Here is a 19752-nt window from a genome sequence, read left to right on the forward strand (position 1 = left end):
CCATCCGAAGCCCCGCTGCAAGACCTGCGCCTTATGCGGGTCGGCTGGCTGTGTCGAAGACAAGAGCCGCAGTGGGGGGCGGGCATGTTCAACAAGCCGTTCGTGTTGCTGTGCCTGGCGATTTTCCTGGCCTGGGCCAACCAGTCGATTCTGACGCCGACAATCCCGCTCTATGTGACCGAACTCGGCGGCAGCGCATCCGTCGCGGGCCTGGCGCTCGCCACCTTCGCCGCGCCCAGCTTCATGGTGCGGCCTTGGTTGGGGCGCGTCGCCGACCGCATCGGCCTCGTCGCCATGTTGATGATCGGCCTGGCCGCCCTGCTGGTCGCCGGCGGCGTCCTGTTCGCGCCGTACCTGTGGGCGGTGTTCATCGCCTGCGCCATGCGCGGGGTCGCCTGGGCCGCGACGAACATCGGCGGCTATTCCTACCTGGCGCACGCCGCGCCCGCTGACCGCCGGGGCGAGGCCACGGGCTACTACACCAGCGTGGTCGGCCTGACCCAGACCCTCTGTCCCGCGATCGCGCTCTGGATGATCGCCGGTCACGGCGGGTTCACCGGTGTGTTCGTCGCCTCCGCGGCCTGTGCGGCGGCCTCCCTCGCGCCCGGCTGGGCGCTGCTGAAGCATGACCGTGCGGAGCGGGCGGCCAAGGCCGCCGCGGCGCCGGCTGTGGGCGACGCGCCTCCCGCCAAGGGCAAGGTGATGAACCGCGCCCTGTTGATCGCCATGATCCTGAACATCTGCCAGGGCCTGCCCACGCCAGCGATCACGGCCTTCCTGCCGCTCTTCGCGCGCAACGAAGGCCTCGGCAATGTCAGCGTCTATTACGTGCTGGCGGGCGTGCTGGCCGTCGTCATCCGGCCGTTGCTCGGCAAGCGTTCAGACACCCTGGGGCAAGGGCGCATCATCGCGGCGGGCCTGGCGGCGCAGATGGGCGGCTTTGCAATGATCTGGCTCAGCCATTCCTTGCCCATGGTGCTGACCGGGGCGGTCATCGCCTCGATCGGCCCCGCCTTGGTCAATTCGGCGACGACGACGCTCGCGATGGAAGCCGGACAAGCCCACCAGCGCGGGCGCACGATGGCGACCTTCTCAATGACCAATCAGATCGGCGTCGGGTTCGGGGCCATGATGGCCGGCGGCCTGACCGACCTGGTCGGCATCCGCAACATGTACCTGGGCCCGCTGCTGGTCACGATCGCCGGCCTCGGCGTCGTGGTCGCGGTCTGGCGCACCCTGCCTAAGGCCAGCCGGATCTAAAGCATGCTCAACAAGCCGTTCGTTCTCCTCTGCCTGGCGATCTTCCTGGCCTACGCCAACCAGTCGATCCTCGGGCCGACCATCCCGCTCTATGTCACCGAGCTAGGCGGCAGCGCCTCCGTCGCGGGCCTGGCGCTTCTGTCCTTTTCCGCCCCTAGCTTCCTGGTGCGGCCTTGGCTGGGCCGGGTCGCCGACCGCATCGGCCTGGTGGCCATGCTGGTGATCGGTCTCGCAAGCCTGCTGATCGCCGGCGGCGTCTTCTTCGTGCCCTATCTGTGGGCGGTGTTCGTGGTCTGCGTCATGCGCGGCGTGGCTTGGGCGGCGACGAATATCGGCGGCTATTCCTATCTGGCGCACGCCGCGCCGATCGATCGTCGGGGCGAGGCGACAGGCTATTACACGAGCGTCATCGGCCTGACCCAGACGATGTGTCCGGCCATAGCCCTCTGGATGATCGCCGGCCATGGCGGGTTCACCGGCGTGTTCGCCGCCTCCGCCGCCTTCGCCGCCCTGTCGCTCATCCCTGGCTATGCGCTCTTGAAGCACGACCGCGCCGAGCGCGCGGCCCAGGCCATCGCCAAGCCGGCGGCCGACGCGCCGCCAGCGGCGAAGGGCGGCGTGATCAACCGCGGCCTGCTGGTCGCGATGATCCTCAACATCTGCCAGGGCCTGCCGACACCGGCGATCACCGCGTTTTTGCCGCTCTTCGCGCGCGACGAGAAGATCGGCGACGTGGGGGTCTACTACATCATGGCGGGCGTTCTGGCGGTGGTGATCCGCCCATTGCTCGGCAAGCGGTCCGACACCCTTGGCCAAGGCCGGATCATAGCCGCGGGGTTGGCGGCTCAGATGACCGGCTTCGCGATCATCTGGTTCAGCCATTCCCTGCCGCTCGTCCTGGCCGGAGCGGTCATCGCCTCGATCGGTCCAGCTCTGGTCAATTCGGCGACGACCGCGCTCGCCATGGAAACCGGCGAGGCCCATCAGCGCGGTCGGACCATGGCGACCTTCTCAATGACCAACCAGATCGGCGTCGGCTTTGGCGCCGTGATGGCCGGCGGCCTGACGGATCTCATCGGCATCCGCAACATGTATCTGGGCCCACTCCTGGTCACGATCATGGGCTTGGCGGTGGTCGCCACAGTCTGGAAAACACTGCCGAAGCCGGGCCGCATCTAGTCCCGTGAGGTTGGACTTGCGCCCGGGTCAGCACACCGGCAAGAGCTAAGCCCTACAGTGGAAGGTTGGGCTCTGATCTCAGGGCGATGGCGGGGCCCGCGACATGTTCAACAAGCCGTTCGTCCTGCTCTGCGTCGCGGCCTTCCTGGCCTACGCCAACCAGTCGGTGCTGGGGCCCACCCTGCCCCTTTACGTCACGCAACTGGGCGGCAGCGCTTCGGTCGCGGGCCTCGCCCTCTTGGCCTTCTCCGCACCCAGCTTTCTCGTAAGGCCCTGGCTGGGTCGCACCGCCGACCGCATCGGCTTGGCGACGGTGATGCTGATCGGACTTGGTCTTCTGCTGATCGCCGGCGGCATCTTTTTCATTCCGTACCTGTGGGCGGTGTTCATCGCCTGCGCGGCCCGCGGCGTGGCCTGGGCTGCGATGAACATCGGCGGCTACTCCTATCTGGCGACCGCGGCTCCGCCGGATCGGCGCGGCGAGGCGACGGGCTACTACTTTGCAGTGCTGGGCTGCGCCCAGACGATCATGCCGGCGCTGGCGTTGTGGATGATCAATGGCCATGGCGGGTTCATGTGGGTCTTCGCGCTCTCCGCCGCCTTCGCCGCCATCTCCCTGCCGCCGGGCTGGGCGCTCTATAGGCACGACATGGCTGAGCGCGCCGCACGACCGCCGGTCATCCCGCCGGCGGCGCCCAGCGAGAAGCCCAAGGGGCCGCCATTCAATCGAGGCCTGATCGCGGCCATGCTTCTGAACATCTGCCAGGGCATCCCCCAACCGGCGCTCACCGCCTTCCTTCCGTTGTTCGCCCGTGACCAGCACCTGGGCGACGTCAGCGTGTTCTACGTCTTGGCTGGCATCCTGGCGGTTGTGCTGCGCCCCTTGCTGGGCCGGCGCTCCGACACCCTCGGCCAGGGACGGATCATCGCCGGCGGCCTGGCCGTCCAGGCGGCCGGTTACCTCATGGTCTGGCTCAGCCATTCGCTGCCGCTGGTCCTGACCGGCGCGGTCATCGCCTCCTTCGGCCCGGCGCTGATCAATTCGGCGACGACGACTCTCGCCATGGAGACCGCCGAACCGCATGAGCGCGGCAAGGTGATGGCGACGTTCTCCATGACCTTCCCGATCGGCGTGGGTGTCGGCTCGGTGATGGCGGGCGGCCTCGCCGACCTGATCGGGGTGCGCAACATGTACCTCGGGCCGCTGGCGGTCAGCCTGATCGGCCTGGGCATCGTGGCTTCGGTCTGGAAGACCCTGCCCAAGCCCCGGACGATCTAACTGGCGATCAGCTCTGCGCAGGGTCGAGTGACGCCGCCGCCGAGCGCGGAAAGCTCAGTTCGCAGACCAGGCCCTCCGGCCGCCAGTCAAAGGTGGTGCCGCCGCCGATCGGCCCTGACAGGGCGCGCTGCAGCATGGAGGCGCCGAGGCCGCGGCGAGTCGGCCGCACGACCGCCGGGCCGCCGCTCTCGCGCCATCGGATGACCACTCTGTCGCCGTCGCTGTCAGTCCAGCCGATATCGATCCGGCCGCCCGGCGCGGATAAGGCCCCGTACTTCGCCGCATTAGTCGCCAGTTCGTGCAGGGCCATGGCGATCCCTTGCGCGACAGCGGGACCGAGCGCCAGGTCAGGCCCGGAGATCAACGCGCGATTGGGATCGCCTAGGGTGAAGGGCGCGAGTTCCTCCTCAACCAGCTTGCGCAGATCTGCGCCTACCCAGCGGGTCCGCGACAACAACTGGTGGGCGCGCGAGAGCGCTGCGATCCGGCCGATAATGACCGCGCGCAGGGACTCGATCGTCGGCGCCTTCGACAAGGTGACCAAGCCTTGCACGACGGTAAGCAGGTTGTTGGCGCGGTGGTCGACCTCGGCGGCCAGCAGCCGCAGGCGCTCCTCGGCGCTCTTACGCTCCGTGATGTCGAGCACGACGCCCAGAGAGCCGACGGCCCGCCCGTCGGGGCCGATCCTGAATTCCGCGCGCCCGAGCAGCCAACGCACGGCGCCATCAGGATGGCGATAGCGCTGCTCGACCTCAAGGAACCGCTCACCCCGGGCCAAGGTCTGACGGATCAGGCTGCGGACCCGGCGATACTCCCCGGGATCAAACCGATCCTCAATCTCGGCTAGGGTGGGGGCGGCGTCGGCGGCGAACCCCAGCAGGCGGTTGAATTCAGGATTGGGAATGAGCGCGTCGCCCTCCACCTGCCAGATGGCCATGTGAGCGGCGGCCATGGCGAGCGATAGCCTGGACGCCGTGTCGCGCAGGGCCTGCTGTCCCTGCAAGGCGTCGGCGGTGCGCCCGGCCACCTGCGTGCGGAACGCCTCGGCGAAGACGACCATCGCGCCGGTTGTCGCCAAGTAAAGGACGAGCGTAATGGCGTCGGCGGCGTTGCGATCGAACAGGCTGAAGCGTGGCGCAAAGACCAGATACCAGACCAGCCCAGCGCCCAGCGCCATGGCGATGACGCCTGAACGCCAGCCAACCAGCAGCGTTGCGCCCAGCACCGCCGGATAGAGCAGCGCAAAGGGCGCGACACCGGGCGCGACCCGTTCCAGGCCTACCCGCAGCACAGCGGACGCGAGAACGACGGCCGCGGCGACGCACGCCTGGGCCCGGAGACCGGGAGAGCGGAACGACAAGGTGTTCGGCGAAGACATGGCCGATTTAAGCACAGTTTGCGGCCCTACGGCGACGGTTGCTCCACGCGGCGGGCTGATCCGCGGCGCCTGACAGCCAAGGTCAGCGACGGATTGTCCCACACAAGTCATGCCTTGGGTCGGGCTATATCTGTGGCGCCGCCGAACACGGTTCAGCCAATGTCGGCGGCCCCTCTACGACGACCTCGCGCCGGCGTCCGGCATGCGCTTGAAATATCACGGAAAACTAGACGATGGGCGAGGAAGCCTGGATAGCCGCGCAGAGCGCATGGTCACGCCGCAACGCAACCAAAGGCCTCCAACGTCAACGTATGGTTGTCGGAGGTCCGTTCCTCATTGTTGTTCTTTAGGTTTGAAGGACTGACGCGACACAGCACAAGCTCGACTTCGCGGTCACGATCCATTAACCACCCATCATTCGATCGGTTTGGACTGGCAATGGCACCCGATACTCGTATGCGTCGCGGTTGGTTCTATTTGGCTCTTCTCATACTGGCCGGGGCGCTTGCCGCTTTCTACCGCCCGAGCGCCCGTACGGCTGACATTGATGCGCCGCTCACCATGCCGCAGTTCCGCAACATGGAACTCGCGGGCGCGGAATGGGCCGTCAAGCGCTCGGCTGAGCAGTGGACCAATGTCATCTTCCGAAACTCGCGGATCTACCGCCACGAGGCGCGCGTCAGCGTCTGCGGCGAGGTCCAGTTGAACGGCGCTGACTATCAGCGCTACGTCGTCAACGGCGGCATTGTCATGCTGGAATACAGCGCCGACGAATTCGAGCAGAGCTGGAACGCGATCTGCGCCTAACAGGTAGGGCGGCTTAGCGGCGACGTTCGGAATTCGTCAGCGTCGCCGACGGCCCTCGCGGGCCGCGATCTCAACCAGGCCCAGCAAGGCCGCTGAATAGTAATCTTCGCCCCGCACACTGTCGGCAGGCCCGACGCCGTTCAGTGCGAGCTGGGCGATCGCGTCCATGCCCGCCGGGGCCGGGAAGCTGGCGATGGCGCCGGAGCCGACGTCCACCCAGGCCGGGGCACGCCGCCCCGGACCGCGCGAAGACTGCCAGAAGCGCTTGGGTCCTTCGTTGGCCTTGTCGTTACAACGCCCCGACCAGCACAGGTAGAGCGCGGTGCGCACCGCATCGAAGCCGAACTGCGCCGGCTTGTCAGGCTCTGACCACAGGCCGCCGGCCTGATCGACCCGGACCCAGTCGGTGGGCAGATTGAAGGTCCCGAACTTCGCGTCGCGCAGCAACTTGAGGCTCTGGTCGCGGACCAGCGGCCACTGCGAACGAGGCTCAGCGGCCGCGAAGGCGTCGAGCGCTGGCATGACGGCGTAGGACGGGTTCACGGTGAGGGAATCCGTGCGCAGGAATCCCGTCTCGCCGGGCGCCAACAGGGTGCGGTCGCCTTGCCTGACAGCCAGTCGCGCCAGAATTGTCTGGCGGATCTGCAACGAGGCGCGGCCATAGGCGGGTGCGCTCCAACGGGCTTGGGCGCGCATCAGGGCCCAGGCGATCATCAGGTCGCCATCGGTGGCGTTGTTCTGGTCGCTGACCGGGTTGACCGCGTTCGGGTCGTAGCGCCAGACGAACAGCCGCGTGTCCGGACGCGACAGGTTGCGGTCAGTCCAGGTCCATAGCTTATCAAAGGTCGCCCGGTCGTCATTGGCGACCGCCATGACCATGGCGAAGCCCTGGCCCTCGGAATGGCTGATGCCACGGTTGCCGGTGTCGACAACACGGCCTTCGGGCTGCACGAACCGCGCCTTGAAATCGTTCCATTGCGCCGGCGATGCGGCGGCGGCGCCGGACAACTGCGCGGCCAACAGAAAGGCCAGAAGACTGAGGAAGCGCCTAAAGGCCGTAGGCAAACTCGAATCCGTCCGCCTGCGACTCGGCTCTGAGCTTGGCTTCCATGTCGGCGCGACCGCCCTGGGTCTGGAGCCAGACCGTGTAGACGCCTTCCAGCACGGCGCTGAAGGCGCGACGCCAGATTTCCGCCGAAGCCTCGTCCAGATGCTGACCCGGATAGGCGCTGTGTCGAATGGCGATCGCATCTTCCTCAACCGAAAGCTTCACAAGCCCCCAATCCATGGCGGAAAGGCGTCCGTTGAGAACGCTTTCAAGGCCTTCGAGGGTCTCCACCACGGGCAATTTCACCTCGGCGGCCATCCGCAGGCCGATCTGGCGGAAGAAGCCACGAGCTTCGTCGGCGCTGAAGTTGCCAAAAAGCTCCGCCGCCAGGGTCACAAGGAAGTCGCGCCATTGGGGGCTGAACTGCCGCGCGGCCAGATAGGCCATGTCGGGCGTGGGAGCCGCCGAAACGGCGGCGGGCGCGGGCTTGGCCAGGCTTTTCAGCATCGAAGTCTCTAATTTAATTGGTGAAAGTCTGCCGGAGGAAGAAGCGGACCTTGTACTCTTTGTACGCGCCGAAGGTGTCCAGCGCCATCTCACCGCCCGCCGCCGTGGTCGGCATCAGCTTGTATTCGCCGCCCAGGTTGGCGGCGACGGCGAGGCCTGTGCGATCCTGACCTGCGTAGCGCGTGACCACATCGGGATCGAGCAGCTGATAGGCCGCAAGCGTCGCCTGCGATTCCGGGCTGGTCGGGAAGACGTTCGCGGAATCCTCGCTATAGGACTGCAGGCCGAGCGTCAGGCCCGCATGCCAGCTATAGCGCGGCCGGGTCCGCTGGTAGCTGACCGGCAGGGCGAGCGAGACGAACTGCTGCGGGCTGAAATAGCCACCGTGACCGTAGGTGAAGAACCGCTGGTTCTCGTCATAGGCCTGCAGGTTGACGTTGACGCCCACCTGCATGACGTCGCCGTCGCGATTGACCGGCCGGTAGTAAGCGCCGCCGTTCACCTCGTAGCCGGTGTTCTCCAGCACATTGTCGCCGTCGAAAGTCTTGTAGGTGGCGTCGAGGTAGGCGCCGCCGTTGTCGAAGTTGAACGAGCCGCCGAAGGTCCCCGCGTTCTTGGTCACGCGGCCATACCTAAGGTCCGACCAGCGATCAGTGACGCCGGCGTAGGACAAGACGCTGTCGGTGACGGGACGGCTTTCAACCGTGGCGCGAATCTGCGCGTCGCCCATGATCAGGCGGGCGGTCAGGCCGGCGTTCACGCCGATGGTTTCGAAGCCGATCGGGGTCGTGCCCACATCCACCGACAAGGGGGTGGATGTGTAGAACAGGCTGACGGCCGCGCCGCGGTCGGAGACGGTGTTCTCCTGCGGCAGGCGGTTTGTGTCTTCGTTGACCAGCGCCTCGGCGACGCGCATCGGCGTGGTGCCGATCCGGCCGGACGCGTCTTCGCTGGGCGTGCCGGCGCTGATGATCACAGGGGTGAGCGCTAGGTGTCGTTTCCAAGAAGGTTGTTCACCCTTGTCCAGGGTGAGAGTCCGCCGATGCCGGCGTGAGGTCGGCTGAGGTTGTAGGCGTCGATCCAGGGTCCGATGGCTTGGGCGCGTTCAGCCGATGAGCTGTAGGGCTTGGCGTAGGCCCACTCCCTGAGGCTGGTCTGGATGAAGCGCTCGGCCTTGCCGTTGGTCCTGGGCGTGTACGGCCGGGTGCGGACGTGGCGGGCGCCGGCGGCCTGCAGGGCGTTGGCGAAGAGCTTGGAACGGTAGGCCGAGCCGTTGTCGGTCATCACCCGCTCGACGCGGACGCCGCAACGGCCGAGCCAGGCCAGGGCGCGTTCGAGGAAGCCGGTGGTGTCGAGTTGGCCTTCCGAAGACAGGATCTCGGTGTAGGCCAGGCGCGAAGCGTCATCGACGCAGACGTGCAGGAAGTCCCAGCCAGCGCGGCGCGAGCGGCCGAGCTGGCGGTCGCCGGTGACGCGGTGGCCGGCGACGTCGAAGCGGCCGAGCTTCTTGATATCCAGATGGATCATCGCGCCCGGTCGGCTGTGCTCGTAGCGGATCACCGGCGGCTTCGGATCGAGCGCGGCCAGCTTGCCCAGCCCCTGCCGGCGCAGGATAGCCCCCACCGTCGAGCGGGCCATGCCCAGCGTCCGGGCGATCGCCGGACCGGTCATCCGCTGACGCCGCAGTTGCTCGATCTCAGCCACACGAGCCGCAGCCACCTTGCGCGGACATCGTCGCGGCGCCGAGCTGCGGTCGTGATGCCTTCGCTCGCCGCCGCGACGATGCCGGGCGATCCATTTGCGCGCTGTCCGCAGCGACACCCCTGCCGCCTCCGCCGCCGCCTTCGCCGTCCAGCCTTGCGACACGCGCCGCGCCAGCAGCGCTCGACCCCCAGGCGTCAGACGGGCATTCTGGTGGACGTTCATCCGGGACCTTCCGGGTTAGGAGTTGGAGCTTTGCAACCCCAGCCTCTCAGCCCTGTCCCGGGTGAACAACCTTCATAGCTTCGACAGCTAGGCCCAAGCGGCCCACGCCGAAGGGCGAGAAGGACGCCTCCATCCGAGGCGCGACTTCGAACAACTGGCTGGCGCCGGCTTCACCGCTGCGCGTGCGCACCGACACCGAACCCTCGATCTGCGGGGCGGTGGATTCGCGCAAATCGGCGATCTCGCGGTTGATCCGTGCGGGCAGCGGCAGTTCAGCCTGAGGGACCGCTTCGCCGCCCAGGCCGGGGAACAGCCCAGGGCCCGCAGCGGCATAGCCCGGCGCGCCGTAGCCCGTCGCCGGCGCTTGTGGATATTGGGCGTAGGCGCCGCCAGCGACAGGCTGCGGCATGGCGAAGCCAGGAGTCGCCGCCGGATAGGGCTGGCCGTTGGCCGGAATCGCGGCGCCGTAGCCGTAAGTCGGCTGTCCCATGTTTGGGAGATATTCGGCCGCTTGCGCATTCGACGCATAGCTTCCTGCCGGGAGAGCGGGCGTCGCAGGTTGGGCGTAGACGGGCTGCGGGTTGGGGATCTGCGGATAGACCGGTTGCGGATACGCCTGCTGGCCATAGGCCGGCGGCGCATAGGTTGGCGGGCCGTAGACCTGAGGAGGATAGGGCTGCTGCTGGCTGTAGACGGGCTGGCCATAGGTCGGCTGTCCGTACGGAGCCTGGGCGTAAACGGGCTGGCCATAGGCCGGCTGCGGATAGGCCTGCTGGGCGTACTGCGCTGGGGCGTACGCTGGCTGAGCGTAGGCGGGCGCGGCGTAAACAGGGTCTGCTACTGGCATCGGCAAGGCCTGGGCATAGTTTTGGGCCGGGTAGGCCTGGCCGGAATAGGCCGGATTGACGAGGGGTTGGATCGAAGACGCCGGGGCTGCGTAGCTGCCCGCGGCGAAGGGGGCGGCGGCGTAGGCTGCCGGCTGGGCCATCGGATAGGCCGAGGCCGCCGTGAAGTTCGACGACGGCAGCGCGGCGGCCGGACGTCCGGCGAAGGGATTGGGGCCGAGGATGCCCATGCCCGGCTGGATCGCAGGCCCGCCACGGACCACGCCGGGGTTGGGCATGGCGCCCATCAGCCCCTGAGAGCGGCCGCTGCGGATCAGCGCATCAGCGCGCCGGAAGGCCGCCAGCGCTGCGCGATCACGACCGCGGCCCTGCTCGAACTGGCCGAGCTGGTAGTAGAGCTCGGGATCGTTCGGGCGCAGCGAGACGGCGCGCTTCATCAACCGTTCGGCGCGGCCGTTGTCGCCTGACGCCTGTGCGGCGCGTGCGGCGTTCAGCACGGCCTGGCTGTCGTTCGGCGCCACCGCCAGGAGGGCGTCATAAGCTTGCAGCGCCTGCTGCGGCATGTTGCCTGACTGGTAGAGGCGGCCTAGCTGTCGAAGCTATGAAGGTTGTTCACCCGGGACAGGGCTGAGAGGCTGGGGTTGCAAAGCTCCAACTCCTAACCCGGAAGGTCCCGGATGAACGTCCACCAGAATGCCCGTCTGACGCCTGGGGGTCGAGCGCTGCTGGCGCGGCGCGTGTCGCAAGGCTGGACGGCGAAGGCGGCGGCGGAGGCGGCAGGGGTGTCGCTGCGGACAGCGCGCAAATGGATCGCCCGGCATCGTCGCGGCGGCGAGCGAAGGCATCACGACCGCAGCTCGGCGCCGCGACGATGTCCGCGCAAGGTGGCTGCGGCTCGTGTGGCTGAGATCGAGCAACTGCGGCGTCAGCGGATGACCGGTCCGGCGATCGCCCGGACGCTGGGCATGGCCCGCTCGACGGTGGGGGCTATCCTGCGCCGGCAGGGGCTGGGCAAGCTGGCCGCGCTCGATCCGAAGCCGCCGGTGATCCGCTACGAGCACAGCCGACCGGGCGCGATGATCCATCTGGATATCAAGAAGCTCGGCCGCTTCGACGTCGCCGGCCACCGCGTCACCGGCGACCGCCAGCTCGGCCGCTCGCGCCGCGCTGGCTGGGACTTCCTGCACGTCTGCGTCGATGACGCTTCGCGCCTGGCCTACACCGAGATCCTGTCTTCGGAAGGCCAACTCGACACCACCGGCTTCCTCGAACGCGCCCTGGCCTGGCTCGGCCGTTGCGGCGTCCGCGTCGAGCGGGTGATGACCGACAACGGCTCGGCCTACCGTTCCAAGCTCTTCGCCAACGCCCTGCAGGCCGCCGGCGCCCGCCACGTCCGCACCCGGCCGTACACGCCCAGGACCAACGGCAAGGCCGAGCGCTTCATCCAGACCAGCCTCAGGGAGTGGGCCTACGCCAAGCCCTACAGCTCATCGGCTGAACGCGCCCAAGCCATCGGACCCTGGATCGACGCCTACAACCTCAGCCGACCTCACGCCGGCATCGGCGGACTCTCACCCTGGACAAGGGTGAACAACCTTCTTGGAAACGACACCTAGCGCCGCCAGCAGGCCAGGATCGCGCGGCGCGATGGCGAAGGCTTGAGACAGGGTGTCGAACGCCTGGGCGTAGTCGCCCGAGGCGCGCAGGCGATCCGCGCGCTGGGCGGCGAACACCGCCGCCGAACTACGATAGGCGTTCTGGCCCGCAGGCGAGCGCTGAGCCTGTCGCGCCGCGGCCTGCAGCAGCGCCAATGCCGCCTCGTCCTGGCCCGTCTTGCCGAGCACGGTCAGAAAGCCCTGCGCCTCGCCCGGATCGAAGGTCGCGGGCGGACTGCGCGCCGCCTCGAGCGCAAGTGCGCCGGCCTGATAGGTGTCGCCGAGATCTAGCAGGGTCTCGGCGATCTGGCCCTTCACGGCGAAGGAGGCGTCGTTGTTGGACAGGTAGCTGCGCAGCATCTGCACGCCCTGCACGGGCTGTCCGGCGTACTGGGTCTGCTTGGCCTGGGTGATGACACGCTGGGCGTCGACGCGGGCGGCGAGCTGGCGGACGGCTGGATTGCGCGAGCCGGCGGGAATGCGCGACAGCAAGGCTGCGGCCTCATCCGACCGGCCGCGGGCTTCGGAGAACAGGGCGGCGGCCTGCAGACTTTCTGGATCGCTGGAGGTGTAGAGCGGGGCGGCGACCTGGTTAGCCTGTTGGGCCTGGCCCTGGCCGATCAGGAAGCGAGCGTATTCCAGACGGGTCCAGGCGTTGGTCGGCGCAGCCTGTAAAGAAGCGGCCAGCGCCGCACCGGCGCCGAAGGAATCGCCGCGGCGCTGGAGCTCAGCGGCGCGTTCACGTTCAATATCCGCCATGATCGGCGCGGCGCGACCGCCCGGCAGATCACGCAGGATCCGGGTCGCCTCGTCGAACCGGCCGAGATCGGCCAGGGCCTGGGCGAGACCGGTGACGGCGTCGGCGCGGCCGGGCGCGAGCAGAGTCGCCTGCCGGAAGGCGGCCTCGGCCTCAGCGGCGCGACCCTGGGCGGCAAGCGCCTGGCCGAGCAGGATCTGGGCTTCGACACGGTTGGGATGGCTGCCGCTGGCCAATGGGCGCGCCGCAGCCTCGGCTTCAGGATAGCGGCCGGCGACATAGGCGTTCCGGGCTCGGCCAAGATCGCCGAAGAAGACGGCGGTGCGCAGGGCCTCGCCCCACCGTTCCTGGCCTTGCGCGCCGCGGATGGCGCGCTCGAGCAGGCCGCGCGCGTCGGCGAAACGCTCTTGGCGCAGGCGAACGACGCCCAGGCCGCCCGCGGCGTCGAGATCGTCGCCACGCAGGCGCAGGGCCTGGTTGAAATAGCGATCGGCGTCGGCGATCTCGCCGGCGTTGAGCGACTTGAAGCCGTTAGCGCGGACTTCGCCGCCGGGATCGGCGGACGCCGCCGGCGGGGCGGGGGTTGCTGGTCGAGGGGCCTGGGCGGTTTGGACCGGCGCGGTTGTCGGGCGCGGCGCCTGCGGGCGAGTCGCCGTCGTCGGTGCAGGTCTGGTCTGCGGCGCCGGTTGAGGGGGCGAAATCTGAACGTTCTGGGTCGGCGCCGCAGAGGGCGAGACGCTGACCGGCGGCGCATTGGCGGCCTTGATGTCGCGCTCAAGGGCCGCGACGCGGCTGTCGCGGGGGCTGGTGGCGGCTTTCAGGCGATCCGTCCAGGTCTGGGCGGCGGCCATGTCGCCATCCTGGATGGCGTAGGTCGCGTAGCGTTGCAGGACGGCGGGGTTGTTTGGGCTGGCCCGGAGCGCGCGTTGCAGCGCCTGGGCGGCCAGATCCTTGCGGCCGCGCTGGCGTTGCGTCGCAGCCTGACGCAGGAGCGCGTCAGCGCCTGTGGCGGTCGGGGCGGCGGATTGCGCGCCTTCCACCACCGGCGCCTTGCCGGTGGGCGTTATCGCCGCGGCGGGCGGCTGGTTGGTCGGCAATCGGACCTGGGCGTGAGCCGACGTCGTGGCGACCAGCAGGAGCGCTAAGGAGCTGTATCCCAGCTTTGTCATTTGTCGCCCCCAACATCACGCAGACGGACGCGTTCCAGCGCCGACATCACCGCCCAGATCAACAGACCGAACACGGTCGCCGCCGCCAGTAGGCCAAGGGCGAGCATGATGGGATTCCGGCTGGCCCACCACATCACACTGATGTGCCACGGCAATTCGCCCGACCAGAACCCCTGGCTGACGCGATAGCTGTTGAAGGTGAGACCGGACGCGATCGACAGGTCGCCCTGCATCGAGGCGTTCGCGGCTGGACGCGCCAGGGCGTAGGCCATTTCGGGCAGGCGCGCGGAGGAGGCGGCGAGCATGGCCACCACGACCCGCTTGTTGTCGAAGGGTGAGCGCCAGCTGGTGACCCCGGCGATGTCGCTGACCGAGACCAGGGCCTCGTCGGCGCCGCCCGGATTACGCTGGTCGACGTTGGAGCCAAAGCGGGCGAACAGGCGGTCGATCATCGAGTTGGCGGCGACGCGCATGCCGCTGCCTTCGACGCGGATCGGCGCGCTCTGGAAGAGCGAGCCGGCCTGCTGGGCGATGGTCATTGGGCCAATGACCAGGATGTCATGGCCGGCCATGTTCACCTGTTCGCCGGGACGGGCGACCGTGACAGCGAGCGCTGGCGCGCCGGTGGCGTCGCCGAGGCGACCCATCATGACGAGTAGGGCTTCCAGATCGGTCGCCTGCGGGTTGGCCGGGATGATCGCTACGGTCTCCGACAGGTCGGCCATCCGCGTGAACGGGAAGCCGGCGCTGGCGAAGAATGCCAAGTCAGGCATGCGCGAGAAGTGGTGCGCATGCGTCAAGTCGAGCTTGGAGTCGGCGTCGATCCCCGTCCGCACGCCCGTCGGGATCTCGCCTTGGCAAGCGCCCTTCTTGTTGACGTGCAGGTCGTAGAAGAACTGCAGCTGGTTCTGACCGAAGATGTTGTAGCCCGGCAGTTCGACCGAGGCCTTCTGCTGGACAACCTCCATACCCAGCACGTCGCGGGTCTTTTCGACCACGCCTTCAGGGCGGAGCGGCACGGAGCGGATGTACTTATCGTTCGTCAGAATATCGAGGCGCGACATGTTGTAATCGAGCCACGTGCCGCCCGGATACCGGTAGCCGAAGCTGACCTTGGCCCCGGTCTGCGGCCAGAAGAACAGGTCCGGCGCGGTCTTGAATTCGGCGGTCAGCAGGCCAGGGCGCAGACCCAGGCCCTCCAGATTAGTGGGGCTGACCAGGTCGCCGAGGCGGACTGGTCGGCGGGTGTCGACCCAGCGCGGCGCATCATAAGGCTTGCGCTTGGCGAACGACATGGCGCTGACCTGCGCCGCGGCGCCGGACAGCGACTTGGGCGCGGCGGCCAGGACGCGGGCTGCGGCCAAGACGTCTTCGTCAGAGCCGCCGGTCACCACCAGCAGGGTCGCGTAGGGGTTGCGGGGGTTCCGCACGAGCCGGATGGTGGGACCGCTGCTGGGGGGCGGGCTCCACTCACCGACGAAGGCGCCGTTGCGGGCGATGACGACCGCGTCCGTGCTCGGCAGGGCGTTGATGAGCACGGGGAACTTGAAGCCGCGGAAGCTGGCGCTCATGCCGAAGTAGGAGGCCACCGCCGAGGCGGCCTGGACCGCCTGGTTGCTCGGCTGGCCGGCGAACACGAAGGGCAGCGTCAGGGACGCCTGGTCGCTGGTGTCGAAGAATGGCGCCGGCAGGCGGGTCAGGGTGTCGCCGAGCGACAGCTTCTGGAAGGTCAGGTCAAGGCGCGAGCGGGTGTTGGAGACGTTGGCCCACAGAGTCGAGTGGAGCGGGTCTTCGCAGGCGCGCGTGTAGTGGCCGATAAAGCGGAAGCCAAGGCGGTTGTCCGCGGTCAGCAGGCCCGGATCGATCGGCAAGACGACCGTAACGCCGCCAGCGCCGACCGACAGCAGAGGAATGGTGCCGATCACCTCGTCGTTGATCAGCACCGTCAGGTGGCTGAGGTCCTGCAGAAGTTGCGGCGAGTAGGCGAAGTTCAGCGTCAGCTGAGCCTGGGTGACCACCTCGTCCTGACGCACGGTGAAGGGCACGCTGGCTTCGCCGAGCGTGCTGGTCAGACGCATCGGCCGCGTTTGCTTGAGATCCTCTAGCGTCATGCTCACGCGGCGCTGTCCGCCCGCGGCGGGCGCCGCGGCGGCCTCGACGGGCGGCGCCGCGGCCTGGGCGTGGGCCGTTGTCGCGCCAAAGCCGGCGAAGGCCGCAAGGCCGAGCGCGCCGACCATGATCACGGCGGCGGTGCGTTTCATGAAGCGGGCCATGACGTCCTGACGGCGAGGGGTTTTATCGAGGCGCCACCAGAAGACGATGGAGAAGGAGGCGCGGCAAAGATCGAGGAAGGACTGCCAGGCTGACCAGCTGACCAGATCCTCCGGCGCAGGCCAGGCGTCAGCGCGGCCCATGACGACGCGCACGAGTTGGCGTCGCGCATCGAGCGACATGTCAGTGAATCGCAAGCGTAAACGCCCCCCACGCGATTCCAGCATCTCTACTGGAAAGCCAAATGTATTCTCAGCGGCCATGACTTCGACATGCGTCACAGTGCGCGCCTCGACCAGCTCCGGCTCAGCCCGGACAGCCATGCCGCCCATCGACAGGTTGATGCTTATGGCTTCAGCCGCATGCCCGTCTTCGAAATAGAGCCGAATCGGCAGTTCCGCCTCCAGGTGGGCGCGGCTGCGGATCTGGCGCGTCTCGCGGCCCACCGCCAGCGCCGTCAGCAAGATCAGCAGGCTGTAGAAGGTCCAGGTGACATTGAGGATGATCGTTTCACGGGCGGACTCGAAGTAGTTTGGCAGCAGGAGTTTCACGACGCCGACGCCGATCCCGAGGATCAGGAGACTGACGCAGATCAAGTGCGGCGCCAGCACCTTGTAGTCAAAGAAGCCTTCCTCAAGCAGACCGCCCTTGTCGGTTACGTTGAACTTGCCCTTCTTCGGGTCGATCAACGGCAGGAGGGTGGGGCCGACCAGGTGGAATGAGATCAGCGCTTCATAGACCTCGCCCCAGAAGGCCCGGCGGTATTTGCCCTGCACGCGCTCGTTCACCAGAATGGCGAACAGCAGGTGAGGGCCGGCGAACGCCAGGATCGTGAGCGCGCTGGCGGCGATGATGTTCTGGCCCATCAGCAGATAGGCGAGCGGCGAGGTCAGGAAGACGATGCGCGGCAGCGGGAATTGGAAGTGCAGCATCGCGTTCAGGTAACAGATGCGCTGGCCGAAGCTTAAGCCCGGGCCCAGCATTGGATTGTCGATGCGGAAGATCTGCGTCATGCCCCGCGCCCAGCGCGCGCGCTGTCCCACGTGCAGCGTCAGGCGCTCGGTGGCGAGGCCGGCCGACAGCCGCGCATTGAGGTAGGCCGTGCTCCACCCCATGCGCTGCAGCTTGAGCGCGGTGTGAGCGTCCTCGGTCACCGTCTCGCCGGCGAAGCCGTTGGTGGCCATCAGCGCCTCGCGGCGGATGATCGCACAGGAACCGCAGAAGAAGGCGGCGTTCCAGAAGTCGTTGCCCTTCTGTACGACGCCGTAGAACAGATCGCCCTCGCCGGGGATGTCCTTCACCGCGACGACGTTCCGCTGAACCGGATCGGGCGAATAAAAATAGTGGGGAGTCTGCAACAGGGCGAGCTTGGGCTCAGCCTGGAACCAGCCCACCGTAAACTGCAGGAAGGCCCGCGTCGCCACGTGGTCGCAGTCGAAAATGCAGATGAGCTCGCCCGTCGTCTTGGGCATGGCCTGGTTCATATTACCGGCCTTGGCGTGCTCATTGTTGTCGCGGGTGATGTAGCCCACACCCACGGCCTCGGCGAACGCGCGGAACTCCTCGCGACGGCCGTCGTCCAGGATGTAGACCTTGAAGCGGTCGTGCGGATAATCCTGATCCATCGCCGCGAACACCGTATCGGTGACGATATCCAGGCTCTCGTTATAGGTCGGGATATAGATGTCGACGGTCGGCCAGGTGGAGGGATCGCCCTCGATCTCGCGCACCCGGCGCTCCAGCGGCCAGACGCACTGGATGTAGCCGAACACCAGGATGGCCCAGGCGTAGAGTTCGGCCATGAACAGGCCGATGCCCAGGAACATCGCGAGCGGATTGTCGAAGTGCAGGGTCTCGGTGACACGCCACCAGATGTAGCGGGTCGACAGCACCGTGGAGATCACCACCAGCACCATGGTCATGCGGCGCGAAGTGCTGCGCTGGGCGATCAGCGCCGCCGCCGCGAAAATCGCCAGGCCGAAGATCATCTGCGCCTTGCGGTCGAGCGGCACGGCGACCGCCATCAAGACCAGAGCCGTGGCGGCGATCAGGGCGACGATCTGCACAGGCCGGGTGGCGGCCGCGCGAAATCCCAGGTCTTGTAAGGTCTTTAACACGACGCCGCTTTCCCCCCCAGGATCGCTAGCCGACTTGCGCCGGAATTCTTAACAATTGATCTAGCTTGGCGGCTACCGCCTGGATGTCGCGGGCTGAAAGCGTATCCGGCGCCGCCTCCATTGCGGTCTGCCCACAGGCCGCCGCTTCGGATAGCGCCTCATCATAGTGCACTTCGCCGATGAACCGGCCGCCATGGTGCTCGGCGATAAACTGGGAGATGTCGCGGCTGAGCCGGCGGCGCGGATCCACCTGATTCAAGATCGCCAAGGTCTCCGGCAGGCCCTTGTTCGCCGGACGAAGCAAGAGACCGTCCCGATAGTTCGGCACCAGCGCCATCGAGCCGGCGTCAGCCAGGAGAACGATGACTTGGATATCCGCCAACGCTTCCAGGCGCGCCTGCAGGCGGCCTTCGCCTGGCGCGGTGTCGACCAGCAGGATATCGTCGTCGGTCTCCAGCAGGCCGCCCAAGGCATAGGCCAGCGCGTCCTCGTCCAGGACAGCCTTCAGATGCAGGCGTTCGGCGGGCGTCGATTCGCCATAGGGAATGAGGCGCAGGCCGGCGCGTCCGGGCAACGCCGCATCGGTCCACGGCCGGCCGGTCGCCACGCAGCGGGCGATGCCCAGACCCTGTTGCGGATCATCAGTTAGCAGGAATTTCAGCGCATCCTGGGAGTCGAAATCGACCGCGGTCACCCGCCGGCCCTGCTGCTGCAAGGCGACAGCGAGATTGGCCGCGATCGTGGTCTTACCGACCCCGCCCTTCGGAGACGCCACCACGATCAGAGGCATCTACCGAGACTTCCGCTCCAGCCGGGCGAAGATGTTCGTCAGGGCCGAGGGATCCGGCTGCGGCTCCGGCTCGACGGCGGGCGCGTAACGCTGAAACAACGAGCCGCGGGCCGGTTCAGGCTCCGGCTGCATGTCGAACTGCGGGGCGGCCGCAGGCTGCGGCGGCAAGACCTGTTCCGGCGCGGCGCTCATGGGCGGGGGCGCCGCCGAGGCGAGGGCTGAGAACGCGGGCGGCTCCGGCTGCACGGCCGGAGCCGGGGCGGCCGAGGGCTGGATGCGGCGCAGCAAGGGCGAGTGCGAGGTTTGCAGCGAGAGCGGGGCCGGTTGTGCGGACTGCGACATCGACTGAGGCATCATCGGCGCGGCCTGTCGGAGGGCGGCCTCTTCGGGTTGAGCGGCGGCGACCTGCTCAGCGGGCGTTTGCTCAACAATTTGGGATGTCTCGGCCGAGGGCGAGGCGTCACCACGCTGCGCATGGGCGATCCGGTCGAGCACGGGCCAGGACTGCCCGGATTCCGTCGAAGGCGCGTTAAATCGGCGGTAGGCGACGTTCGCCTTCAGTTTACCGATAAGGGCGCTGACGTCGCTCACAAGAGATGCCTTTCCGTCGTCTTCCGTTCATATAGCGCAGTTTCGGTAAACACAACGCAAAGCAAGGCGCGCAAAAAACAGATCGGGCGCGCAGGTTCCGATGCGCCGCCGAGACCCCTAACGCGTTGTCGCAGCCTTCGCACGATAGGCTGATCGGCTGAACTGTGAGAATT

General features: G+C 67.5%; 15 protein-coding genes. 5 read left to right on the forward strand and 10 right to left on the reverse strand.

What is annotated here, in order from left to right; genetic code table 11:
• Nucleotides 1-84 precede the first annotated feature (84 nt).
• From BN1313_RS00115 to BN1313_RS00125, 3 genes are all read left to right on the forward strand, one after another.
• A complete protein-coding gene (locus BN1313_RS00115) occupies nt 85-1260 on the forward strand; it encodes an MFS transporter (RefSeq protein WP_176695845.1) in 1176 nt (391 codons plus the stop codon).
• A 3-nt stretch (nt 1261-1263) separates the two neighbouring features.
• Complete coding sequence (locus tag BN1313_RS00120; RefSeq protein WP_091734854.1) at nt 1264-2439, forward strand: MFS transporter; 1176 nt, start codon at nt 1264-1266, stop codon at nt 2437-2439.
• 103 nt (nt 2440-2542) lie between these two features.
• Nucleotides 2543-3718, forward strand: coding sequence for an MFS transporter (locus BN1313_RS00125; protein WP_091734857.1), 1176 nt, complete (start codon nt 2543-2545; stop codon nt 3716-3718).
• A gap of 7 nt (nt 3719-3725) precedes the next feature.
• Here BN1313_RS00125 and BN1313_RS00130 read toward each other — a convergent pair whose 3' ends face one another.
• A complete protein-coding gene (locus BN1313_RS00130) occupies nt 3726-5096 on the reverse strand; it encodes an HWE histidine kinase domain-containing protein (protein WP_176695846.1) in 1371 nt (456 codons plus the stop codon).
• Between the two features lie 477 nt (nt 5097-5573).
• Here BN1313_RS00130 and BN1313_RS00135 point away from each other — a divergent pair, with 477 nt between their 5' ends.
• Nucleotides 5574-5903, forward strand: a complete 330-nt coding sequence (locus BN1313_RS00135) for a hypothetical protein (protein ID WP_141653047.1) — start codon at nt 5574-5576, stop codon at nt 5901-5903.
• Between the two features lie 36 nt (nt 5904-5939).
• Here BN1313_RS00135 and BN1313_RS00140 read toward each other — a convergent pair whose 3' ends face one another.
• The 5 genes from BN1313_RS00140 to BN1313_RS00160 are packed head-to-tail and all read right to left on the reverse strand — an operon-like array spanning nt 5940 to nt 10792.
• Nucleotides 5940-6968 carry a family 8 glycosyl hydrolase gene (locus BN1313_RS00140; RefSeq protein WP_176695847.1) on the reverse strand — a complete coding sequence of 343 codons (1029 nt, stop codon included), beginning with the start codon at nt 6966-6968 and terminating at the stop codon, nt 5940-5942.
• On the reverse strand, nt 6952-7458 hold the full coding sequence (bcsD, locus tag BN1313_RS00145; protein WP_091734869.1) for a cellulose biosynthesis protein BcsD: 507 nt from the start codon (nt 7456-7458) through the stop codon (nt 6952-6954). Before bcsD ends, BN1313_RS00140 begins: the two co-directional genes overlap by 17 nt.
• 13 nt (nt 7459-7471) lie before the next feature.
• Complete coding sequence (locus BN1313_RS00150; RefSeq protein ID WP_176695848.1) at nt 7472-8434, reverse strand: cellulose synthase subunit BcsC-related outer membrane protein; 963 nt, start codon at nt 8432-8434, stop codon at nt 7472-7474.
• A gap of 11 nt (nt 8435-8445) precedes the next feature.
• The gene (locus tag BN1313_RS00155) at nt 8446-9384 is read right to left on the reverse strand and encodes an IS481 family transposase (RefSeq protein ID WP_091734875.1); all 939 of its coding nucleotides are present in this window, start codon (nt 9382-9384) and stop codon (nt 8446-8448) included.
• A gap of 46 nt (nt 9385-9430) precedes the next feature.
• Nucleotides 9431-10792, reverse strand: a complete 1362-nt coding sequence (locus tag BN1313_RS00160) for a tetratricopeptide repeat protein (RefSeq protein WP_091734878.1) — start codon at nt 10790-10792, stop codon at nt 9431-9433.
• 114 nt (nt 10793-10906) lie between these two features.
• On the opposite strand from BN1313_RS00160, the gene BN1313_RS00165 reads away from it, so the two are divergent.
• Nucleotides 10907-11845 carry an IS481 family transposase gene (locus BN1313_RS00165; protein ID WP_091734875.1) on the forward strand — a complete coding sequence of 313 codons (939 nt, stop codon included), beginning with the start codon at nt 10907-10909 and terminating at the stop codon, nt 11843-11845.
• On the opposite strand, the gene BN1313_RS00170 is transcribed toward BN1313_RS00165, so the two are convergent.
• The 4 genes from BN1313_RS00170 to BN1313_RS00185 are packed head-to-tail and all read right to left on the reverse strand — an operon-like array spanning nt 11801 to nt 19579.
• Nucleotides 11801-13810: a tetratricopeptide repeat protein gene (locus tag BN1313_RS00170; protein WP_091734881.1), complete on the reverse strand. Its 2010-nt coding sequence runs from the start codon at nt 13808-13810 to the stop codon at nt 11801-11803. The genes BN1313_RS00165 and BN1313_RS00170 overlap by 45 nt on opposite strands.
• Nucleotides 13807-18198 (reverse strand): UDP-forming cellulose synthase catalytic subunit, encoded by a 4392-nt coding sequence (gene bcsA, locus BN1313_RS00175; protein ID WP_091734884.1) that lies wholly within the window; start codon nt 18196-18198, stop codon nt 13807-13809. Before bcsA ends, BN1313_RS00170 begins: the two co-directional genes overlap by 4 nt.
• A gap of 25 nt (nt 18199-18223) precedes the next feature.
• The gene (gene bcsQ, locus BN1313_RS00180) at nt 18224-18988 is read right to left on the reverse strand and encodes a cellulose biosynthesis protein BcsQ (protein ID WP_091734887.1); all 765 of its coding nucleotides are present in this window, start codon (nt 18986-18988) and stop codon (nt 18224-18226) included.
• A complete protein-coding gene (locus tag BN1313_RS00185; protein ID WP_091734890.1) occupies nt 18989-19579 on the reverse strand; it encodes a hypothetical protein in 591 nt (196 codons plus the stop codon).
• Nucleotides 19580-19752 lie beyond the last annotated feature (173 nt).

The sequence above is a fragment of the Phenylobacterium immobile (ATCC 35973) genome (genome assembly GCF_001375595.1).
Classification (GTDB): domain Bacteria; phylum Pseudomonadota; class Alphaproteobacteria; order Caulobacterales; family Caulobacteraceae; genus Phenylobacterium; species Phenylobacterium immobile.

Bases quoted from the DNA above. Each gene is read 5' to 3' on its own strand.
- BN1313_RS00115 (WP_176695845.1), top strand. From the start codon at position 85: ATGTTCAACAAGCCGTTCGTGTTGCTGTGCCTGGCGATTTTCCTGGCC.
- BN1313_RS00120 (WP_091734854.1), top strand. From the start codon at position 1,264: ATGCTCAACAAGCCGTTCGTTCTCCTCTGCCTGGCGATCTTCCTGGCC.
- BN1313_RS00125 (WP_091734857.1), top strand. From the start codon at position 2,543: ATGTTCAACAAGCCGTTCGTCCTGCTCTGCGTCGCGGCCTTCCTGGCC.
- BN1313_RS00130 (WP_176695846.1), bottom strand. From the start codon at position 5,096: ATGTCTTCGCCGAACACCTTGTCGTTCCGCTCTCCCGGTCTCCGGGCC.
- bcsD (WP_091734869.1), bottom strand. From the start codon at position 7,458: ATGCTGAAAAGCCTGGCCAAGCCCGCGCCCGCCGCCGTTTCGGCGGCT.
- BN1313_RS00155 (WP_091734875.1), bottom strand. From the start codon at position 9,384: ATGAACGTCCACCAGAATGCCCGTCTGACGCCTGGGGGTCGAGCGCTG.
- BN1313_RS00160 (WP_091734878.1), bottom strand. From the start codon at position 10,792: ATGCCGCAGCAGGCGCTGCAAGCTTATGACGCCCTCCTGGCGGTGGCG.
- BN1313_RS00165 (WP_091734875.1), top strand. From the start codon at position 10,907: ATGAACGTCCACCAGAATGCCCGTCTGACGCCTGGGGGTCGAGCGCTG.
- BN1313_RS00170 (WP_091734881.1), bottom strand. From the start codon at position 13,810: ATGACAAAGCTGGGATACAGCTCCTTAGCGCTCCTGCTGGTCGCCACG.
- bcsQ (WP_091734887.1), bottom strand. From the start codon at position 18,988: ATGCCTCTGATCGTGGTGGCGTCTCCGAAGGGCGGGGTCGGTAAGACC.